This window comes from Streptomyces sp. NPDC002888, from assembly GCF_042888465.1.
GTDB lineage: Bacteria > Actinomycetota > Actinomycetes > Streptomycetales > Streptomycetaceae > Streptomyces.
The window spans coordinates 110,148-125,296 of sequence record NZ_JBIAPU010000022.1 but is presented as its reverse complement, the minus strand read 5'-3'; the positions used below and the strand labels follow the sequence as shown (position 1 = coordinate 125,296).

The 15,149-nt window shown below is 70.8% G+C and carries 14 protein-coding genes; 6 read left to right on the top strand and 8 right to left on the bottom strand.

Going from position 1 to position 15,149, the window contains the following annotated elements; translation table 11 throughout:
• The first annotated feature begins 75 nt into the window (after positions 1-75).
• Positions 76-780 carry a DUF6215 domain-containing protein gene (locus ACFYWX_RS31790; RefSeq protein ID WP_389427996.1) on the top strand — a complete coding sequence of 235 codons (705 nt, stop codon included), beginning with the start codon at positions 76-78 and terminating at the stop codon, positions 778-780.
• A gap of 131 nt (positions 781-911) precedes the next feature.
• Positions 912-1,292 carry an antibiotic biosynthesis monooxygenase family protein gene (locus ACFYWX_RS31785; RefSeq protein WP_389427994.1) on the top strand — a complete coding sequence of 127 codons (381 nt, stop codon included), beginning with the start codon at positions 912-914 and terminating at the stop codon, positions 1,290-1,292.
• Between the two features lie 667 nt (positions 1,293-1,959).
• Here the strand turns inward: ACFYWX_RS31785 and ACFYWX_RS31780 are convergent.
• Together ACFYWX_RS31780 and ACFYWX_RS31775 are read right to left on the bottom strand one after the other, a co-directional pair.
• Positions 1,960-4,773 carry an FtsX-like permease family protein gene (locus ACFYWX_RS31780; protein WP_389428107.1) on the bottom strand — a complete coding sequence of 938 codons (2,814 nt, stop codon included), beginning with the start codon at positions 4,771-4,773 and terminating at the stop codon, positions 1,960-1,962.
• 5 nt (positions 4,774-4,778) lie between these two features.
• Positions 4,779-5,477: an ABC transporter ATP-binding protein gene (locus ACFYWX_RS31775; protein ID WP_389427992.1), complete on the bottom strand. Its 699-nt coding sequence runs from the start codon at positions 5,475-5,477 to the stop codon at positions 4,779-4,781.
• Positions 5,478-5,501: 24 nt separating this feature from the next.
• Here ACFYWX_RS31775 and ACFYWX_RS31770 point away from each other — a divergent pair, with 24 nt between their 5' ends.
• Positions 5,502-6,119 carry a PadR family transcriptional regulator gene (locus ACFYWX_RS31770; protein ID WP_389427990.1) on the top strand — a complete coding sequence of 206 codons (618 nt, stop codon included), beginning with the start codon at positions 5,502-5,504 and terminating at the stop codon, positions 6,117-6,119.
• On the opposite strand, the gene ACFYWX_RS31765 is transcribed toward ACFYWX_RS31770, so the two are convergent.
• From ACFYWX_RS31765 to ACFYWX_RS31755, 3 genes are all read right to left on the bottom strand, one after another.
• Entirely contained in the window at positions 6,100-6,249 is a 150-nt protein-coding gene (locus ACFYWX_RS31765; protein WP_389427988.1) for a hypothetical protein, read from the bottom strand. The genes ACFYWX_RS31770 and ACFYWX_RS31765 overlap by 20 nt on opposite strands.
• Before the next feature lie 77 nt (positions 6,250-6,326).
• Entirely contained in the window at positions 6,327-7,529 is a 1,203-nt protein-coding gene (locus ACFYWX_RS31760; RefSeq protein ID WP_389427986.1) for a hypothetical protein, read from the bottom strand.
• 125 nt (positions 7,530-7,654) lie between these two features.
• The gene (locus ACFYWX_RS31755; RefSeq protein ID WP_389427984.1) at positions 7,655-8,155 is read right to left on the bottom strand and encodes a MarR family winged helix-turn-helix transcriptional regulator; all 501 of its coding nucleotides are present in this window, start codon (positions 8,153-8,155) and stop codon (positions 7,655-7,657) included.
• A gap of 113 nt (positions 8,156-8,268) precedes the next feature.
• Here ACFYWX_RS31755 and ACFYWX_RS31750 point away from each other — a divergent pair, with 113 nt between their 5' ends.
• Both ACFYWX_RS31750 and ACFYWX_RS31745 read left to right on the top strand, forming a co-directional pair.
• A complete protein-coding gene (locus ACFYWX_RS31750; RefSeq protein ID WP_389427982.1) occupies positions 8,269-9,117 on the top strand; it encodes an alpha/beta fold hydrolase in 849 nt (282 codons plus the stop codon).
• A 168-nt stretch (positions 9,118-9,285) separates the two neighbouring features.
• Positions 9,286-10,101, top strand: coding sequence for an SAM-dependent methyltransferase (locus tag ACFYWX_RS31745; RefSeq protein WP_389427980.1), 816 nt, complete (start codon positions 9,286-9,288; stop codon positions 10,099-10,101).
• Positions 10,102-10,198: 97 nt separating this feature from the next.
• On the opposite strand, the gene ACFYWX_RS31740 is transcribed toward ACFYWX_RS31745, so the two are convergent.
• Positions 10,199-11,158 carry a GNAT family N-acetyltransferase gene (locus ACFYWX_RS31740; protein ID WP_389427978.1) on the bottom strand — a complete coding sequence of 320 codons (960 nt, stop codon included), beginning with the start codon at positions 11,156-11,158 and terminating at the stop codon, positions 10,199-10,201.
• 225 nt (positions 11,159-11,383) lie between these two features.
• Between ACFYWX_RS31740 and ACFYWX_RS31735 the strand changes: the two genes are divergently transcribed.
• Complete coding sequence (locus tag ACFYWX_RS31735; RefSeq protein ID WP_389427976.1) at positions 11,384-11,914, top strand: hypothetical protein; 531 nt, start codon at positions 11,384-11,386, stop codon at positions 11,912-11,914.
• A gap of 35 nt (positions 11,915-11,949) precedes the next feature.
• Here the strand turns inward: ACFYWX_RS31735 and ACFYWX_RS31730 are convergent, their stop codons facing one another.
• Both ACFYWX_RS31730 and ACFYWX_RS31725 read right to left on the bottom strand, forming a co-directional pair.
• A complete protein-coding gene (locus ACFYWX_RS31730; RefSeq protein ID WP_389427974.1) occupies positions 11,950-13,077 on the bottom strand; it encodes an FAD-dependent monooxygenase in 1,128 nt (375 codons plus the stop codon).
• Positions 13,074-15,098 (bottom strand): LodA/GoxA family CTQ-dependent oxidase, encoded by a 2,025-nt coding sequence (locus ACFYWX_RS31725; protein WP_389427972.1) that lies wholly within the window; start codon positions 15,096-15,098, stop codon positions 13,074-13,076. The genes ACFYWX_RS31730 and ACFYWX_RS31725 overlap by 4 nt, the downstream gene beginning before the upstream one ends.
• Positions 15,099-15,149 lie beyond the last annotated feature (51 nt).

The window sequence follows — 15,149 nt, the reverse complement described above, 5'->3', positions numbered from 1 at the left end:
GATCACCCGTTAGGCTCCCCCGGCGCGCGTCCGGCGCGCGCTGGGGACCAGGGGGTACCGGGGGTAATGGGTGACATGGCCGAGGAAGTCGCCGTGGCCGAGAAGGGCCCGAACGCGTGGGCTCAGGTCATCTCGGCAGTCGTGGTAGCAGCGGCCCTGGCGGGGGGACTTTGGGCGCTACAGAAGACCTCCGGGGCTGACGCCGCGGGCCCCGCCTGCTCGACGTCGAAGCCCACGCAGTCCACGAAGGACACGAAGGACACGCGCAAGAACGCGAAGTATCTCTCCGGAGGCCAGCTCTGCACCGTGCTGAACCGCCCGGACCTGCCGACGCTGCTCGGCACGCCGGGGGAGGAGGCGAAGTCGGTCGGAAGCGGTGACAACTCGTTCTCGCTCGCCAGTGGCGACGTGCCCACCCCCGAGGCGGACGTCACGCTGACGACGTACTCCGTGCAGCTCTCGGCGTCCTACGACGACCTCCCGGTCACCGGGATGGCCGGCCTCCTGGGCGGCAACGCGAGGGAGCGGACGGTCCTCGGGCGCCCGGCGGTCCTCTACTCGAACCGGACCATTGCCTTCCGCTTCAATCTCGGCGGCGGCAAGGCCGACGGCGCTCCCGGCCACATCGCCCGCAGCCTGGTGATCGCCCAGGACCCGAAGGACGGCGGCGGCTCCTACGAGATCGCCATCTGGCGCCAGGACTCCGTACCGCCCGACGACGCGACGCTGCTGCGCGTCGCGGAAAAGGTGCTGCCCACGGTCCCGGGGTGGACGGCCTAGAGGGGCCGGCTGATCCGTTCAGCTTGGCTCTCACTCGTTCCGCCCCTGGGCGTTCAAGACGATAAGCAGCTGTCGAAGACCATCGCCCGCTACGCCCGTGTCGAGGGCGCACCCCGCCTTACAGTGGCGCCATGAGCAATCACTCCGAAGCGCCTGTCACGCCCGTCGAGGCCTATGAACCCCCCTACTACGTGGCTGTCTTCACTGCGGTGCGAACCCAGGACCAGAGCGGCTACAGCGAGACCGCCGCACGCATGGAAGACCTGGTGAAGGACGTCCCTGGGTTCCTGGGGATGGACCAGGCGCACACTCCTGGTGGGCTGTCCATCACCGTCGGGTACTTCCGTGACGCCGACGCCCTCACGGAGTGGCGGAGCAACGCCGAGCACCGCGCGGCGCAAAAGCGCGGGCAAGTCGAGTGGTACGAGAGCTACACGCTGCATGTGGCGAAAGTGGAGCGGAGCCACGGGTTCATGCGAGCGAAGGTCCCGCAGAGCCCGACAGCAAGCTGACCGACCGAAGTCACCTCAGCGACCGTCCCGTCACAAGCTCGCATCGAACGGGTCGGCGTGCCCCCTCGCGAGACCGATCTAGCGGGAAACCGCAGGGAATGATGAGCAATCACGGGCACCGCGAGCAGGCAATGCCCAGGAGCTGGAGCCGCCCGCTGGGTCGCCCGCGACGACCTGACGGACCATGACCTGACGACGCTCTACCACCAGTGGCGTGCCGACCACCTGCGGCCGTGGTTCGATGCCCAGGCGGGAGCCGGCCGAGCCAGCCGGGAACGGCTCAGGGCCGGCATCCTCGGCAGGCGGCCACCCGCCTTGACCGGCGACGCTCTCCTCAGCGCCGCCAGCCTCACGGTGTCCTCAGGCCGCCGGCCGAACGTCATGATTCCTCCCCTACGTCGACCAGGTAGCCGCCGGAGCGGTGCAGCAGCCGACGGCCGGGCGCCCGGGGTGGCGGTCCCGGCTCCAGGAGTCGGCACAGCGGGCCCACCTGACGGCGGACCACGTTCAAGTCGGCTGCTGCACGGATCGTCGATCAGCTCGGACCGTTACTCGCCCTGCGGCCGCGCGCTGAACAGCTTCCGCGCCGGGTCCCGGTGGCTGGAGCCGTCGTCGATGCGGAAGAGACGGCAGCCGGGAGTGTGGCGCAAGCCCTGCTGATGGCCGCTCATTCCCTCGCCAGCAGCTGGGCCGGGGCGATACGGGACATGGCCCGGATGGGAAAGGAGAGGACGCCGCAGACCAGGCCGACCCCGGCCAGGGTCGCCAGCAGGGCGGCACCGCTCATCGTCAACAGCCGTCCCTCCCAGAGTCCCTGACCGATCATCAGGACCGTGGAGAGTCCGGCGACGGCGCCGGTCAGGCCGCCCAGCAGGGCGAGGCCGGCGCCCTCGTACAGGGCGAGCCTGCCGAGTTCCCGCCGCGACCAGCCGGTGGCGCTCAGTACGGCGAGGTCGGCGGCCCGCTCCCGCTGGGAGAGGACCAGGACGTCCACGGCGCCGGCCGCGCCGAGCAGCAGTGACAGGGCGACGCTGAGGTAGTCGGCGGTACGGGCCTGGGCGACGACGGCGTTGCCGAGAAGTGAGCCGGCCACCTCGCCGCGGAAGGCGAGGGTGAGGGAGAGCAGCACGGTGAACGCGGCCACGCCGAGCGCCAGACCGGCCGCGCCCAGCACGGTACGGCCGGGGGCGCGCAGCAGGTTGCGCAGCGCGAGGCCGACGACCGAGCGGACGGCGACCGCCCGGCGGGTGCCGGTCACCGGGGGTGTGACCGCGTCCAGCGGCTGTACGCGGGTCGCCCGCCAGGCGGGCAGCACGCCCGCGGACAGCGCGAGCAGCAGGGCGACGGGCAGCACGAGGGCCGCCTTAGCCGCCGAGGTGGGCAGGCCGAGCAGGGCACCCAGGGCGTAGGCGAGGAGGGCGCCGAGCGTGCCCGCGCCGAGTCCGATCACCGCCAGTTCACCGAGGATCAGCCGGAGGATCTCCGGCGCGCTCCAGCCGACGCAGCGCAGGGTGCCGATCTCGGTGCGGCGTGAGCGTACGGAGGCCAGGGCGGCCTGGGCGAGGAAGAGTCCGCAGACCACCAGGACCAGCCCGAACAGCACCGCGCTCTTGGTGTCCACGGCCCGCAGGATCCGCAGGGCGACGCCCTGGGCGACCCAGTACTCGGTGACCTTGACGTCCCTTTGCAGGGTCACGGTCTGCGGGGCGGGCGAACTGCCGACGGTGACGTCCACCTGGAGCTTCGGGTAGGCGGTGCGGATCTGTCCGGCGACGGAGTTGACCCGGGCGCGGGAGGCGGGGTCGACCCCGGTCACTCCGGCCACCCGGATGCGGATGGCGCTGACGGGTGCCTTCTCCTGGGCGGTGGGCTTTCTGCGGCTGTGCGTGATGACGGAGAGCGAGTCGAGGGTGGTGAGCAGGGTGGGCGGCGGGCTGAGGTAGCCGCCGAGGTTGCGGTCGGGGCGCAGCGGCTGGTTGCCGAGGGCGGCCCGGGAGGCCGCGTCGGTGCCGGTGACCTGCGGGGACCGGTAGGTCTCCAGAGGGACCTGGGAGAGGGTCGAGAAGCCGCGCAGCTTGTCGGTGTCGTAGCGGCCGACGATGTTCAGGACCGGTGTGGGACCGCGTCCGGCGTCCTTGCCCTCGCACGTCTGGAAGGCCAGGCAGTCCGTCGAGGCATGGGGGGTCACCTCGCGGAACTGGGTACCGGTGTTCTCCTCGGGGACGTTCTGCGTCAGGTCGTCCCCGAGGAGTGAATTCCACAGGCCGGGCGGCTGGGCGGGCCGGGTTCGTACGGTGAGCCCGTCCTTCGTGGCGCGGTAGTCGACGGGTCCGACGGTCCAGTAGAGGTCCGCCACCAGGCTGTCGGCGTCCCTGACGGCGCCGAAGCCGGTGGCGAGGTCGGCGGTCACCTCGCCGACGGCGTCGGCGTGCAGGCCGTTGACGTAGTCGTGAGCCTGAGCGCTGGCCAGCTTGGCGGGCAGGGCGGCGGGATCGTCGACGTCGAGCCGCTGGACGGTCGCGTTCAGGGTGCCGGCGGTGAGGGTGCGGCTGCTGAGAATGACAGGGACCTGGTAATCGTGCTGCCGTTCGGACTCCACCGGGTTCAGGTCGAAGGCGTCGGGCCCCCAGAAGGGCTTGTCCTTTTTGGTGAGCATCCGGCCGGAGGTGACGGCGCCGCCCAGACCGACCAGCCGGTCCTCGGCGACCGGGTCGATCGCCGACAGGAGCACCGGGTAGGCGACCGGGATCTGCGCCGTGGCCTTGCCGTCCCCCGGTACGCAGGTCATCTGGGAGCGGGCGTCGGGGGTGAAAGCCGTCTTGGGAACGGGGTTCCAGTCGAACAGCGGCTGGGGCAGCCGCTCACCCAGGTTGTCGAAGGTTTCCCCCCTCTTGTCCTCGTTGTAGAACCAGCACACCGCGTACTTCTTGTCGCCGGCGATCTCGTGCTGGAGGTCGGGCCAGGTGTTGTCGGCCTCGTTCCACTTCTCGTACGTGACGATGGGGTTGCGGGTGAGGTAGACGTACTGGTCGGCCATCGGGTAGCTGCCGAGTCCGGCCTTCAACGTCGGTGTGAGGCGCAGGAGTTGGGCGGGCGCGTCGCTGTCGCGGAAGGCGGAGACGTCGACCGGGACCGTGCTCTGCACCATCAGGTAGCCGATGTTGGCGACCGGGGCGGCCGTCTCGACCCCGGCGAGGGACTTGATGCGTTCGTACTGGCCGAGGGTGATGCCGCCGAAGATGCCGGACAGGAAGTTGGCCTCGACCAGGCCCTGTTCCTTCTCGAGATCGGTGCCGGCGCCCGGCGGGCGGACCAGGATGTCGTAGGCGGAGCGGGAGCTGTCCTCGACCAGGCCGGTCGTGCGGGCCTGGCTGGTGGTGACCGTCGAGGTGAGCAGGGTGAAGCTGGTGGCGGCGACCAGGATGCCCGAGGCGAGCGCCAGGGCGCGGGAGCGACGGCGCCACAGCTGGGACAGGATCATGGCGATCACGGACGCAGGCCTCCGAGCCGGTCGAACACGTCGTCGCTGGCGGCGAGTCGCTCGTCGGCGACGATCCGGCCGTCGTGCAGCCGGACGATCCGGTCGCAGCTCACGGCGACCTCGGGGTCATGGGTGGTGAGCAGCAGGGTCATGCCGTAGCGCTCGCGCAGGGAGAGCAGCAGGTCGATGATCTCCCTGCCGGTCGCGCTGTCGAGGTTGCCGGTCGGTTCGTCCGCGAGGACGAGGCCCGGGCGGTTGATCAACGCCCGGGCTGTCGCGACCCGTTGCTGCTGGCCACCGGAGAGTTCGGACGGCAGCGCGTCGGCGCGGGCGGCGAGGCCCACCGCCTCCAGGAGTTCCATGGCACGGGCGCGTCGGTCGAAGTCCACGCGGCGGGGCAGCACGGGCGCGAGGACGTTGTCCAGCACGGTGAGCGCGGGCAGCAGGTGGAAGCGCTGGAACACGAAACCGATCCGGCGCCGGTGTGCGTCCAGTCGACGTGCCGTCAGCTCCTCGCCGTCGACCTCGATCGTCCCCTCGTCGGGCCGGTCCATGCCGCCGACCAGATGCAGCACGGTGGACTTCCCGGAGCCCGACGGGCCGGTGACCGCGACCGCCTCGCCGTCGTCGATCTCCACATCGACGGCGTCCAGGGCGACCAGCCCCGGATACCGGCGGGTCACGCCCGTCAACCTCACGCTCACTGCCGCTCCTCCTACATTGTGCCAATGCAGCGGTACATTGTCACAATCCAGGAGGTGTGTACATTGCCGCTGCACCACGCCGTGCTCGCCCTGCTGACCGAGGGTGAGAGTCACGGCTACGAGCTCAAGGGGCGCTTCGAAGAGGCCATCGGCCCGCAGTGGGGCGGGCTCAACATCGGCCACCTCTACCAGATCCTCGACCGGCTGGTCCGTGACGGATTCGTCAGCCGCTCCCAGGTGGCCCAGCCGGACCGGCCCGACAAGACCCTCTACCGGCTCACCCCGGCCGGGCAGGACGAGGTGCTCGGCTGGGCGACGAGTGCCTGGGTGCGTACGAGCGGGTTCCGCGACGAGCTGTTCCTGAAGCTGTTCGGCGCCTCGGCGCTCGGCGCCGAGGCGCTGGACGCGTTCGTCGCGGCGCAGCGCCAGACCTATCTCTCCGAACTCGCCGGGCTGACCCGGCTGCGCCGCACCCACACCGGCGACCCGCTGGTGTCGCTCCTCCTCGACGCGGCCATCGGCCACACCAAGGCCGACCTCGAGGTGGTCGAGGGCGCGGCCGAGCGGCTCACGCCGACGGCCGGGCGGGGTGCAGCCGCCGCCGACGGCGACTCCACGGAAGTCAGCCGTCGCCCGGCCTGAGCGGGCTCACCTGCGGGACCGACGCCTTGCCCGGGTTGGAGACCTTGCCGCCCCTCCAGGACACCTTGATCGACGCGGTCTCGTCGGGCGGGGTGACGAGGACGGCCGTGGGGGTCACGGTCGCACCCATGCGGGCGCGCGGTGTCCCGAGACACCATCGTCACGCCGGAGACCCTGCCCCGGCATCCGCGGGCGAACCCGCGCCGGTCAGAGGGTCACCCGGTAGACGCTCCGCTCTCCGGGGTGCTCGCCGAGCGACCACAGGGAGCCGCCGGAGTGCACGTCGTAGCTCAGGTCCTCCGGGCCCGTCGAGAGCCGGGCCTGCGGTGTCTCGCCCAGCGGGCCGCCGAGGGGGGACTGGATCCACAGGTCGCCTTGCCTGCGAGGGCCGTTCTCCGCTCCCTTGTTGGCCGAGTAGTAGGCCGTGGTGTTCCCCACGGTGACCGCTCCCTGGACCCGGGGCGTGCGCAGGGTCCAGTACACCCTGCTCCGTACGTCGGCGATCTCACCCGCACCGTTGAGGTTCCAGCGCACCGCTCTGCCGTCCGGGCTGGTGTCCAGGTACTCGCTGACCACGAGCGACGGGACGAATCCCGGTTCCCGGTCCAGAGCGACCTGTGAGAACTTCAGCCGGTCCCCCGCGTTCTCGTAGATGTGATGCATCGGCAGGACGTACCGGTGGTCGTAGGCGGCGTAGTTCCTCCTCGCGGGGTTGTAGCCGCACCAGTCGCCCGCGGAGACCTGGAACATCCTGGTGGTGTCGAACACGCTGAGGCCATAGCGCGTGTTGGCCACGAAGAGCCACTTGCCGTACCAGGCGATGCCTCCGGCGTGGAACTTCACCGGCACGAAATCGGCCCGCCTGCCCTGGGCCTTGACCGGCTCGACGAGCAGGACGTGCCGGTATTTCGGCCGCCGAGGGTCATGGGTTACGTCGATGAAGCTGATCCGGGCGCCCTTGTGGGCGTTGCTGTCCTTGGCGTACCAGGACACGGCGACGGCCTTCTCGCCGCTGCCCGGCAGCCTGCCGCCGTAGGCGTCATAGCTGGTCGTCACGCCCTGCGGGAACCAGCTCTTCGTCGTGCCGTCCCGGGTCGCCGGGTCCCACGCGAAGCTGTAGTCCAGATTGCTTGGTTTCGCTCCATTCCAGCGGGCGACCCGAGTGCCCCTGCTCCTCGCCCCCGCGAGCACATGCCGGACCAGCTCCACATCGCGCAGCCTGCGCGAGAGACTGTCGGCCGCGTCCTGCCAGCTGCTCTGGAGCGGCGACCCCACGCGGTCGACCCGCTTCAGCACGAACTCGGCCTCCGGCGCCGCATGGGCGGACGACGGCGCCAGCAGCCCGCCCGCCGTGGCCATGAGGGGAGCCGCGGCCATGCTCTTGAGTAACGCTCTGCGTGTGGTGTCCATGGCCAGGGAACCGTAGGAGCGGACGTCGCGGTTCGGCACCCCTCACCCTGTCCGGGACTGCCCTCCCCTCCCCCACCAGGCACGATCCTTCTGTCCGGGACAACGCCGGCCCTCGCCACGCGGCCCTACGACTTGGCGGTGGCGGTTGCGCCCGGGCCGTCGAGGGCGCGGGCGCGGGCGGCGGCCGCCGGGGTCAGGTGGCGGGCCAGCACGTCGAGGGCGGCGGCGATCTCACGGAGTGTGTCCGGGGTGGGTTCGGCGCCGTCGGAGTCGGTGAGGGCGGCGGTGAGGGCGTCGTCGATGGTGGCGGCGCGGACCTCGGCCACTCGGGCGGAAGGCCTCGCGGCGGGACGGATGAGACGGCGGCGCCGGTCGGCCGGATCGGGCGCCGTGTCGACCGAGCCCGCCTCCTCCAACCGGGCGACGGCGGTGGAGACCTGACTCTGCGGCAGGCCCGTCCGAGCGGCGACCTCGCCGACGGTCGTGCCGGGATGAGCAACGATGTCACCGAGGGCGACGAGCACCGAGCGGTCCGAGCCCCGCTGCCGCGATTGCGGCTGGGGCATCGCCTGTTCGCCGATCTTCATCAGAGTGCGGCCCAGCAGGAACAGTTCGACTCCGTTCATGGTGACGATGATACATCTTTATTGATGCATCTTTATTGATGCATCTAATTCGATGGGTTACTGTCGTGGTGTCAGTCGGAGACGCCGACTGCCGCCTGCAAGGGGGAATCACCGTGGCCACGACCACCGCCACCGCCCGCACGCTCTCCGTCCCGGGCGCCACCCTTCACTTCCAAGTCGAAGGCAGCGGCCCCGTCCTGCTGCTGTCCCAGAGCGGCGAAGGCGACGCCGACCGCAGCGTCGACCTCGTCCCGCACCTGGCCGACACCTTCACCGTGGTCACCTACGACCGCCGCGGCCTGTCACGCAGCACGCTCGACGACCCCGTCCGCCCCGTCACCATGGCCGACCACGCCGACGACGTCGCGCGACTGCTCGCGGAGGTGGGTGGCGGGCCTGCGGCGCTGGCCGGGTTCAGCATGGGTGCCGCGATCGGTCTCCAGGTCGTGGCCCGGCATCCGGGAGCACTGCACACACTGATCGCACACGAGCCGGTGACCCCGAACCTGCTGCCCGACGCCGACCGCGCCCAGCACGCAGCCGAACTGACGGCCATCCAGGAAGCCCACACAGCCGGAGGCCTGCCGGCGGCGTTCGCCGCGATCAGCCGGCACCTCGGCATCGACCCGGTCCACGAGAAGACCGAGGACGGCCTCACCCCGCAGCCCATGACACCCCGACGCCAGGCCAACTTCGCCCACTTCATCGGTACGGAGTTCACCGCCGTCATCACCGACGGCTTCACCCCGGCGGAGCACGTGCGGGCCGCAGCCCGGGCCGGGACACGGATCGTCCCCGCGGTGGGCCGGGACACCCCTCCGACCGTCCACACCCACCGCTGCGCGCTCGCGCTGGCAGAGCTGCTGGGCACGGAGACGGTCCTCTTCCCGGGCGGCCACAACGGGAACACCGCGTTCCCCGGGGCAACGGCGCGCGTACTCAAGGCCGCACTCATCCGATGACGCGTCCGGAGGGGCCCCGGCATCAAGGAGTGAGCCGGGGCCGATTACGTTTCGGGCAAGCACCGCTCGATCCCACCGGAAGCGTGAACTGATGTACGTACCCGCTCCGTTGGGGCGTAAGTTGTGCATTGAACTATCGATGCCTCGGCTGAAAGACGGACGCCACTCATGACCGACCATGCGAGCACGCCAGGACCAGCGGTGCACCAGAAGATCGACACGTCGGTGCCGCACTCGGCCCGGATCTGGAACTACTGGCTGGGCGGCAAGGACAACTACCCCGTCGACGAGGAGGCCGGCGACGCCTACACCGCGGTCTTTCCCGGCATCGTCACCATCGCCCGCAGCAGCCGCGCCTTTCTGCGCCGCAACATCACGTACCTGGTCGCCGAGGCGGGCATTCGGCAGTTCCTGGACGTCGGAACGGGTCTGCCGACGGCCGACAACACCCATGAGGTCGCGCAGCGGATCGCCCCCGAGACCCGGATCGTCTACGTCGACAACGACCCGCTGGTGCTGGCGCACGCCCGCGCCCTGCTCTACTCGACTCCGCAGGGGGCGACGGCCTACGTCGAGGCCAACGTCCTGGACCCGGACCGCATTCTGGAGGCCGCGGCCGCGACGCTGGACCTCACCCGTCCCACCGGCCTCATCCTCAGCAACATCCTGGGACACGTCGCCGACTACGACCAGGCCCGTTCCATCGTGAACCGTCTGATGGGCGCGCTGCCGTCCGGCAGTTTCCTCTCCATCAACGACGGTTCGCGGGGCATCGACCCGGTCTTCGAGCAGGCGCAGGACGCCTACAACGAGAGCGGCGCCGTCCCCTACAACCTGCGTACCGTCGACCAGATCACGGCGTTCTTCGACGGCTTGGAGCTGATCGAGCCCGGGGTCGTGTCGGTTCCCTTCTGGCGTCCGGACTCCGACTCCCCCGCCCCGCAACTGGTCGGCGAGCACGGCGGCCTCGCACGTAAGCCGTGACACCACCCCGACAGGCCGGGCGTACGACGATGAAGAGCGCCGTCCCGGACGGGGTGGCGCTCCTGTCGTCGCTGCACGCCCTGCCTGGACGTCGTCCCTACACGTCGTCCCAGGCCATCGAGCTCATCCTCCAGCCGGCCGGTGTGCGGACGAACTGGGTGGTCTTGTGTCCGGAGCTCTCGAACCACTCGCCGTCGAGGTAACCGGACTTGCGGTAGGCGCTGAAGCGGTGCGCGATCGACCCGAAGACCTCGGTGCGGTCGGCGACTTCCCATTCGGAGAACTCCGTGAGCGTGCCGTCGGTGAGGATCTTCTCGCGGGGCTCGATGAACGCGTCGAGGTCGTAGATCACGGGATCGGCCCCGAGGTTCTTGATGATCATGCCCTGTGGGATGAACACCTCGCGGATGACGTCGACGTCGGGCCGGCTGCCGCCGGTGTTGGTGAACGCGCCGAGGAAGGCTCGCATCAGGCGGTCGAGTTCGGCCCGGGTGTCGGACGTGGACGCGTCCCGTTCGGGTGACCAATCCTCGTCGAGGACGGACCAGACTTCGCTGTCGTGGCGGACGCCCTGGTACGGATGGCGTCGGCGCAGTACGCCGTCGCGGGTCATCCCGAGCCGACGCGCGACCTCGGTGCTGCGGGTGTTGCCCGCCGCGACCCACCACTCGACACGGCTCATCCCGCGTTCCTCGAAGGCCCAGGTGATCAACGCCCGGCAGGCCCGGGTCACCAGCCCCCGGCCCTCCCCGGCCGCCTCCAGCCAGCAGCCGATCTCGCACACGCCCAAGGCTCCGTCGAAGCGGGTGAACATGACGCCGCCGACCAGCGTGCCGTCCAGCCAGATGCCGTAGATCCGCGCGGTGTCCTGGGCCTGGTTGTCGGCGTAGCGCTGGAGGACGGCCGTGGCGGAGGCGAGGTCGGTGCCGAGTGTCGCCCAGGGTATCCACGGGTCCACGTTCGGGCGGGCTCGGTCGATGTGGGCGAGGAACTCCCGCGCGTGCCAGGGCTCCAGGGGGCGGAGCTGAGCGTCGTCGCCGAGCGGCAATGTGAACACGGATACCTCGATCCCTGGGGTGGCGGGTGGCACGTGACAAGCGTTCGGTTCGTCTCGACCGGGCCGATCATGCACTACTTCCCGACTCCACCGACGCGCGGCGTACAACCCTTTGAGGGGCCCACGGGTCTCACCAGTCGTCCGAAACGTTCCGAGACATCCGGAATCACCGCTTCGGGCGGAGTGTCTCGACGACCATCGACGACCACCAGGGGGAACCACCACATGCGTTATCTCAAGACCGCCGCCGCCTCGCTCACCTGCGCCTTCGTGCTCGTCCCGGCCGGCATCGCCTCCGCCGGTACCGGGCCGGCTCCCGCGCCGGGTGCCCGCACCGCCCCGTCGGCCGCGTCCACCGCGCCGTCACCGGCCGGGAACCCGGCGAGTTCGCGGGCGCAGGTCGCCGGGGTGTGTGCGGACGCCTACCAGATCGGCACCACCGGGTACGTCAAGCGCAGCGGCACGACCATCGCGTCCGTCAAGCAGTTCTACTCGCCGTCCTGCGCCAAGAACTACGGCTACGTCTGGGTCTGGGACAGCTTCCGTGACACCGCCGGGGACTACGACGTGACCGCCGCCGTCTACAGCTACTCGCAGGACGAGGTCCTGGGCAAGCGTTCCTGGACCAACACCACCGTCCAGGAGTTCTGGTCGAGCGGCACCAGCACGGTCACGGAGTGCACGGCCGGGGTGGGCACCGTGCGCAAGGCCGGCGATCCCGCACCCGTGGCGGGCTACTCCGGCAAGCGCTGCTGAGACCGCGCTGACGGCGGCGGCATGGCACGGGAGCTCTATCCCGCCCGTGCCGCCGCCGTCCCTTGTCTTCGGGACCAGAACGGGCGGTCGGGCCAGCGGGTTTCCTGGGCGTGGGCGGTGCGGTGCGCGTGCTGGTACGCGATGCGGGCGGTGGTGATCTCGGCTGTGTAGGCGTCCAGGGCGCCGCGGGTGCCACGCAGGTGGGCGTCGATCGCCCGGCCCGCGCCGAGTCCGGTGCACAGGGCGGTGAGGATGCCCTGGGCGGACAGGGGGTCGAAGGCGACGGCGGCGTCCCCCGCCGCGATCCAGCCGTCGCCGTGGACGTGGTCCAGGTGGGCGCTGTGGGCGGGGGCGCGGCGGGGAGGGGTCGGTGTGCCGAGTCCGTGGGGGTGGGCGGTGGGCGCCACGTACCGGGTGGTGAGGAGGCGGCGGCGGAAGTCCGCGGGGGTGAACAGGTCGGGGTCGGTGAAGTAGGCGACGAGGCGGCGGCGGGAGGGCAGCAGGGTGGTGTACCACCAGCCGTCGGGGGCGGATTCGACCAGGGAGTGGCCGTCGGTGGCCTCGGGCAGGGCGTCGAGGGTGAGGTGATGGGCGGTCAGCCGGTCCTCGACGTGTCGGCGGGCACCTGCGGTGACGGCGATCGCGGCGCGCCGGCCGGTGGCGTCGACGATCCAGCGGCAGGTGACGGTGCGCGGTCCGGCGGGTGCGGCGTGAAGGGTGAGCCGCCAGCTGCCGTCGCGGCGGCGCAGGGGCCGGCGTACGGCGGTGTGTTCGGCCACGTCCGCACCCGCCGCGCGTGCCGCGGCGCGCAGGGTGCGGTCGAACAGCGGGCGGTCCAGGTGCCAGCCGTGGCCGTAGGGATCGCGGATGAAGTCGACGGTGTGCAGGGCGGTGGAGCCCCAGGAGGAGTGGTTGCCGTGGCACGGCAGATGTCCTCCCGTCAGGACGGTGTCGGGGACCTGGAGGTCGTGCAGGAGCAGGCGCGCCACGGGCACCAGGGCCTCGCCGGTCTTCGGCGGGCCGGTCGCCGAGTCGGCGAGGAGCACCGTACGGCCTGCCCTGGACAGGGTGAGGGCGGCGGCGCAGCCGGCGGGGCCGCCGCCCGCGACCACGACGTCGTAGTGGTCGCGTGGCGGTCTGTACGTCGCCGTCGGGGAGGTCACTGGGATGCGCGGAGCGGGTCGAGCTTCTCCAGGTAGCCGGCGGCGATCGCCGCCTCGTCGTGGCCGGTGGCGCGCATGGCCTCGCCGATGGCCTGGGTCACCAGGGCGGCCTCCACCTGTTCGGCCGGCAGTTCCCCGCTCCAGGTGCCGGCCTCCGCGGCCAGCTGGGGGCTGGCTGCCTGCGGGACCTGGACGTTGACGAGGTTGGCGTGGTCGGGCGCCCCTCGCAGTCGCTCGCCGGGGACGGACTCGACCTGGATGAACTCCGGGAACCGGCCGTCCCCGCCCTCGTAGGCGTGGGTCTCCACGATGCCGAAGTCGGGCCAGTCGTCGATCATCTGGCGGCGCTGCTTGTTGAAGTCGGAGCCGGTCAGGCCGCGCAGCCACACGGCGCGTCGTTCGAAGGCCCGCTCCCTGGTCGGTAGGTCGGTGCCGGGGTCGTTGACGATGTCGAAGTCCGAGCGCTTCAGGACGTGGTTGGGGATCTGGGCGGGCCAGAAGGTGGGCAGGTAGGGGCTGTAGCGGGGGCCCAGACCGCTCAGCACCTGATAGCCGGAGCGGCAGCTGGCGGCGTCGCACTGCCAGGGGGCGGCCATCCAGCGGGTGAGGTCTCCGGGGCCCTGCGCGTACAGCGGGCCGTCCTTGGACTTGACCTCCTGGTCGCTGAGGACGTCGCCGTAGTCGCGTTCGGGGTCGTCCGGTGCGCGGTGCAGGATGCGGAAGGGCTCGGCGTACATGGTCTTGTTCCGTACGGGCCAGGTGACTTCGCAGCCGGGGTGGAAGGCGTCCGCGGCGCAGTTCTCCAGCGCGGCCCGGTCGAGCAGGGCCGGTTGCTCCTGGACGGGTGCCTGGTCGACGTCCTCGTGGTGCCCGTGGAGCGGGCCGGGCTGGAAGCGGCCCTCGGCCCACCGGGCGAGCAGTCGGTCCTGGGTCGGGGAGAGCCTGATGTGCTGCCGTTCCGAGGTGCCCCTGCCGCTGGACATCGCGTCGCCGTACAGCCAGGGCCACGGCAGCGGTGACGTCTTGTCCCGTTCGTAGTCGCGCATCTGGACGTAGATCTGGCGGCGCAGTTCCTGGCTGCTGCCGCCCGGGTCGGCGAGGCGGGCGCGCAGTGCGGGGTCGAGGAAGTCGTTGGGGCCCTTCCAGCCGAACTGGGTGGCGAAGCCGTGGTTGGTCCACTGGAGCCCGCAGAATCTGCTGAGGATCGGCTCGATGTGGTCGGCGTAGGAGACGATGTCCTCGCCCGGCAGTGTTCCCTCGGTGGTGAACACGTCCTGGAGTACGTCGTAGAGGGTGCGGACGGTCTTCACGCCGGGGGCGTAGTGCGGTGGGGCCACCACGACCCAGGCCGGCGTCGCCGTCCTCGTCTGTCCGCCGATCGTGACCTGCGCGGTGACGGGGCCGTCGGAGACGTCGTCGTACCAGGTGTCGTTGTTGGTGACACCGGTGATCGGCTTCTCCGGGGTGGCGTAGGAGGCCGACTTCCCGTTGCCGCCGACGACGAGCAGGCGGCCACTGGGCTCGGTGGAGATCTGGCCGAGCGGGACCTTGCGGCCCATGATCGTGCCGGTGTCGAAGGTGCCCACGTCGTGCAGGGAGGCGCGGACGGTACGGATGCCGGGGTCGATGGCGAGTTTTTGGCGCTCGGCGCCGATCACGCCGGCATTGCGCCTGCCTCGCTGTTCCGGCGTGAGGGAGGCCGCTTCGGGGATGTCGAGCGGAATGTGGAAGCGGTACCAGGCGGCCTTCTTGTTGGCCAGGTGCACCGACCAGCGGATCTCGCTCACGCCGTCCTGACCGGGCTTCAGCTCCCGGACGACCTCGCCGGCCTGGTTGTAGCCGTAGACCCGGAACCGGGCCGCCTGCTTGATGATCGCCCCGGACGCGTCCTTGTGGGAACCGGGGGGAAGCGGCTTCTGGTGTGGTGACTCGGGGCCGATGAACGGCGCCGCGGAACTGTTGCCGACCCGGGCGACACCGATCGCCGGATGGATCTTCACCTGCACGATCTGCTGGTCCATGGGGAGCCTTTCGGTCGGACACACCGAAGCGAACATAGGCATGGGTGTGGG

Coding starts and splice junctions, on each gene's coding strand:
- ACFYWX_RS31790 (WP_389427996.1), top strand. CDS start 76: ATGGCCGAGGAAGTCGCCGTGGCCGAGAAGGGCCCGAACGCGTGGGCT.
- ACFYWX_RS31760 (WP_389427986.1), bottom strand. CDS start 7,529: ATGGACACCACACGCAGAGCGTTACTCAAGAGCATGGCCGCGGCTCCC.
- ACFYWX_RS31770 (WP_389427990.1), top strand. CDS start 5,502: ATGCAGCGGTACATTGTCACAATCCAGGAGGTGTGTACATTGCCGCTG.
- ACFYWX_RS31785 (WP_389427994.1), top strand. CDS start 912: ATGAGCAATCACTCCGAAGCGCCTGTCACGCCCGTCGAGGCCTATGAA.
- ACFYWX_RS31755 (WP_389427984.1), bottom strand. CDS start 8,155: ATGAACGGAGTCGAACTGTTCCTGCTGGGCCGCACTCTGATGAAGATC.
- ACFYWX_RS31745 (WP_389427980.1), top strand. CDS start 9,286: ATGACCGACCATGCGAGCACGCCAGGACCAGCGGTGCACCAGAAGATC.
- ACFYWX_RS31780 (WP_389428107.1), bottom strand. CDS start 4,773: ATGATCCTGTCCCAGCTGTGGCGCCGTCGCTCCCGCGCCCTGGCGCTC.
- ACFYWX_RS31765 (WP_389427988.1), bottom strand. CDS start 6,249: ATGGGTGCGACCGTGACCCCCACGGCCGTCCTCGTCACCCCGCCCGAC.
- ACFYWX_RS31725 (WP_389427972.1), bottom strand. CDS start 15,098: ATGGACCAGCAGATCGTGCAGGTGAAGATCCATCCGGCGATCGGTGTC.
- ACFYWX_RS31735 (WP_389427976.1), top strand. CDS start 11,384: ATGCGTTATCTCAAGACCGCCGCCGCCTCGCTCACCTGCGCCTTCGTG.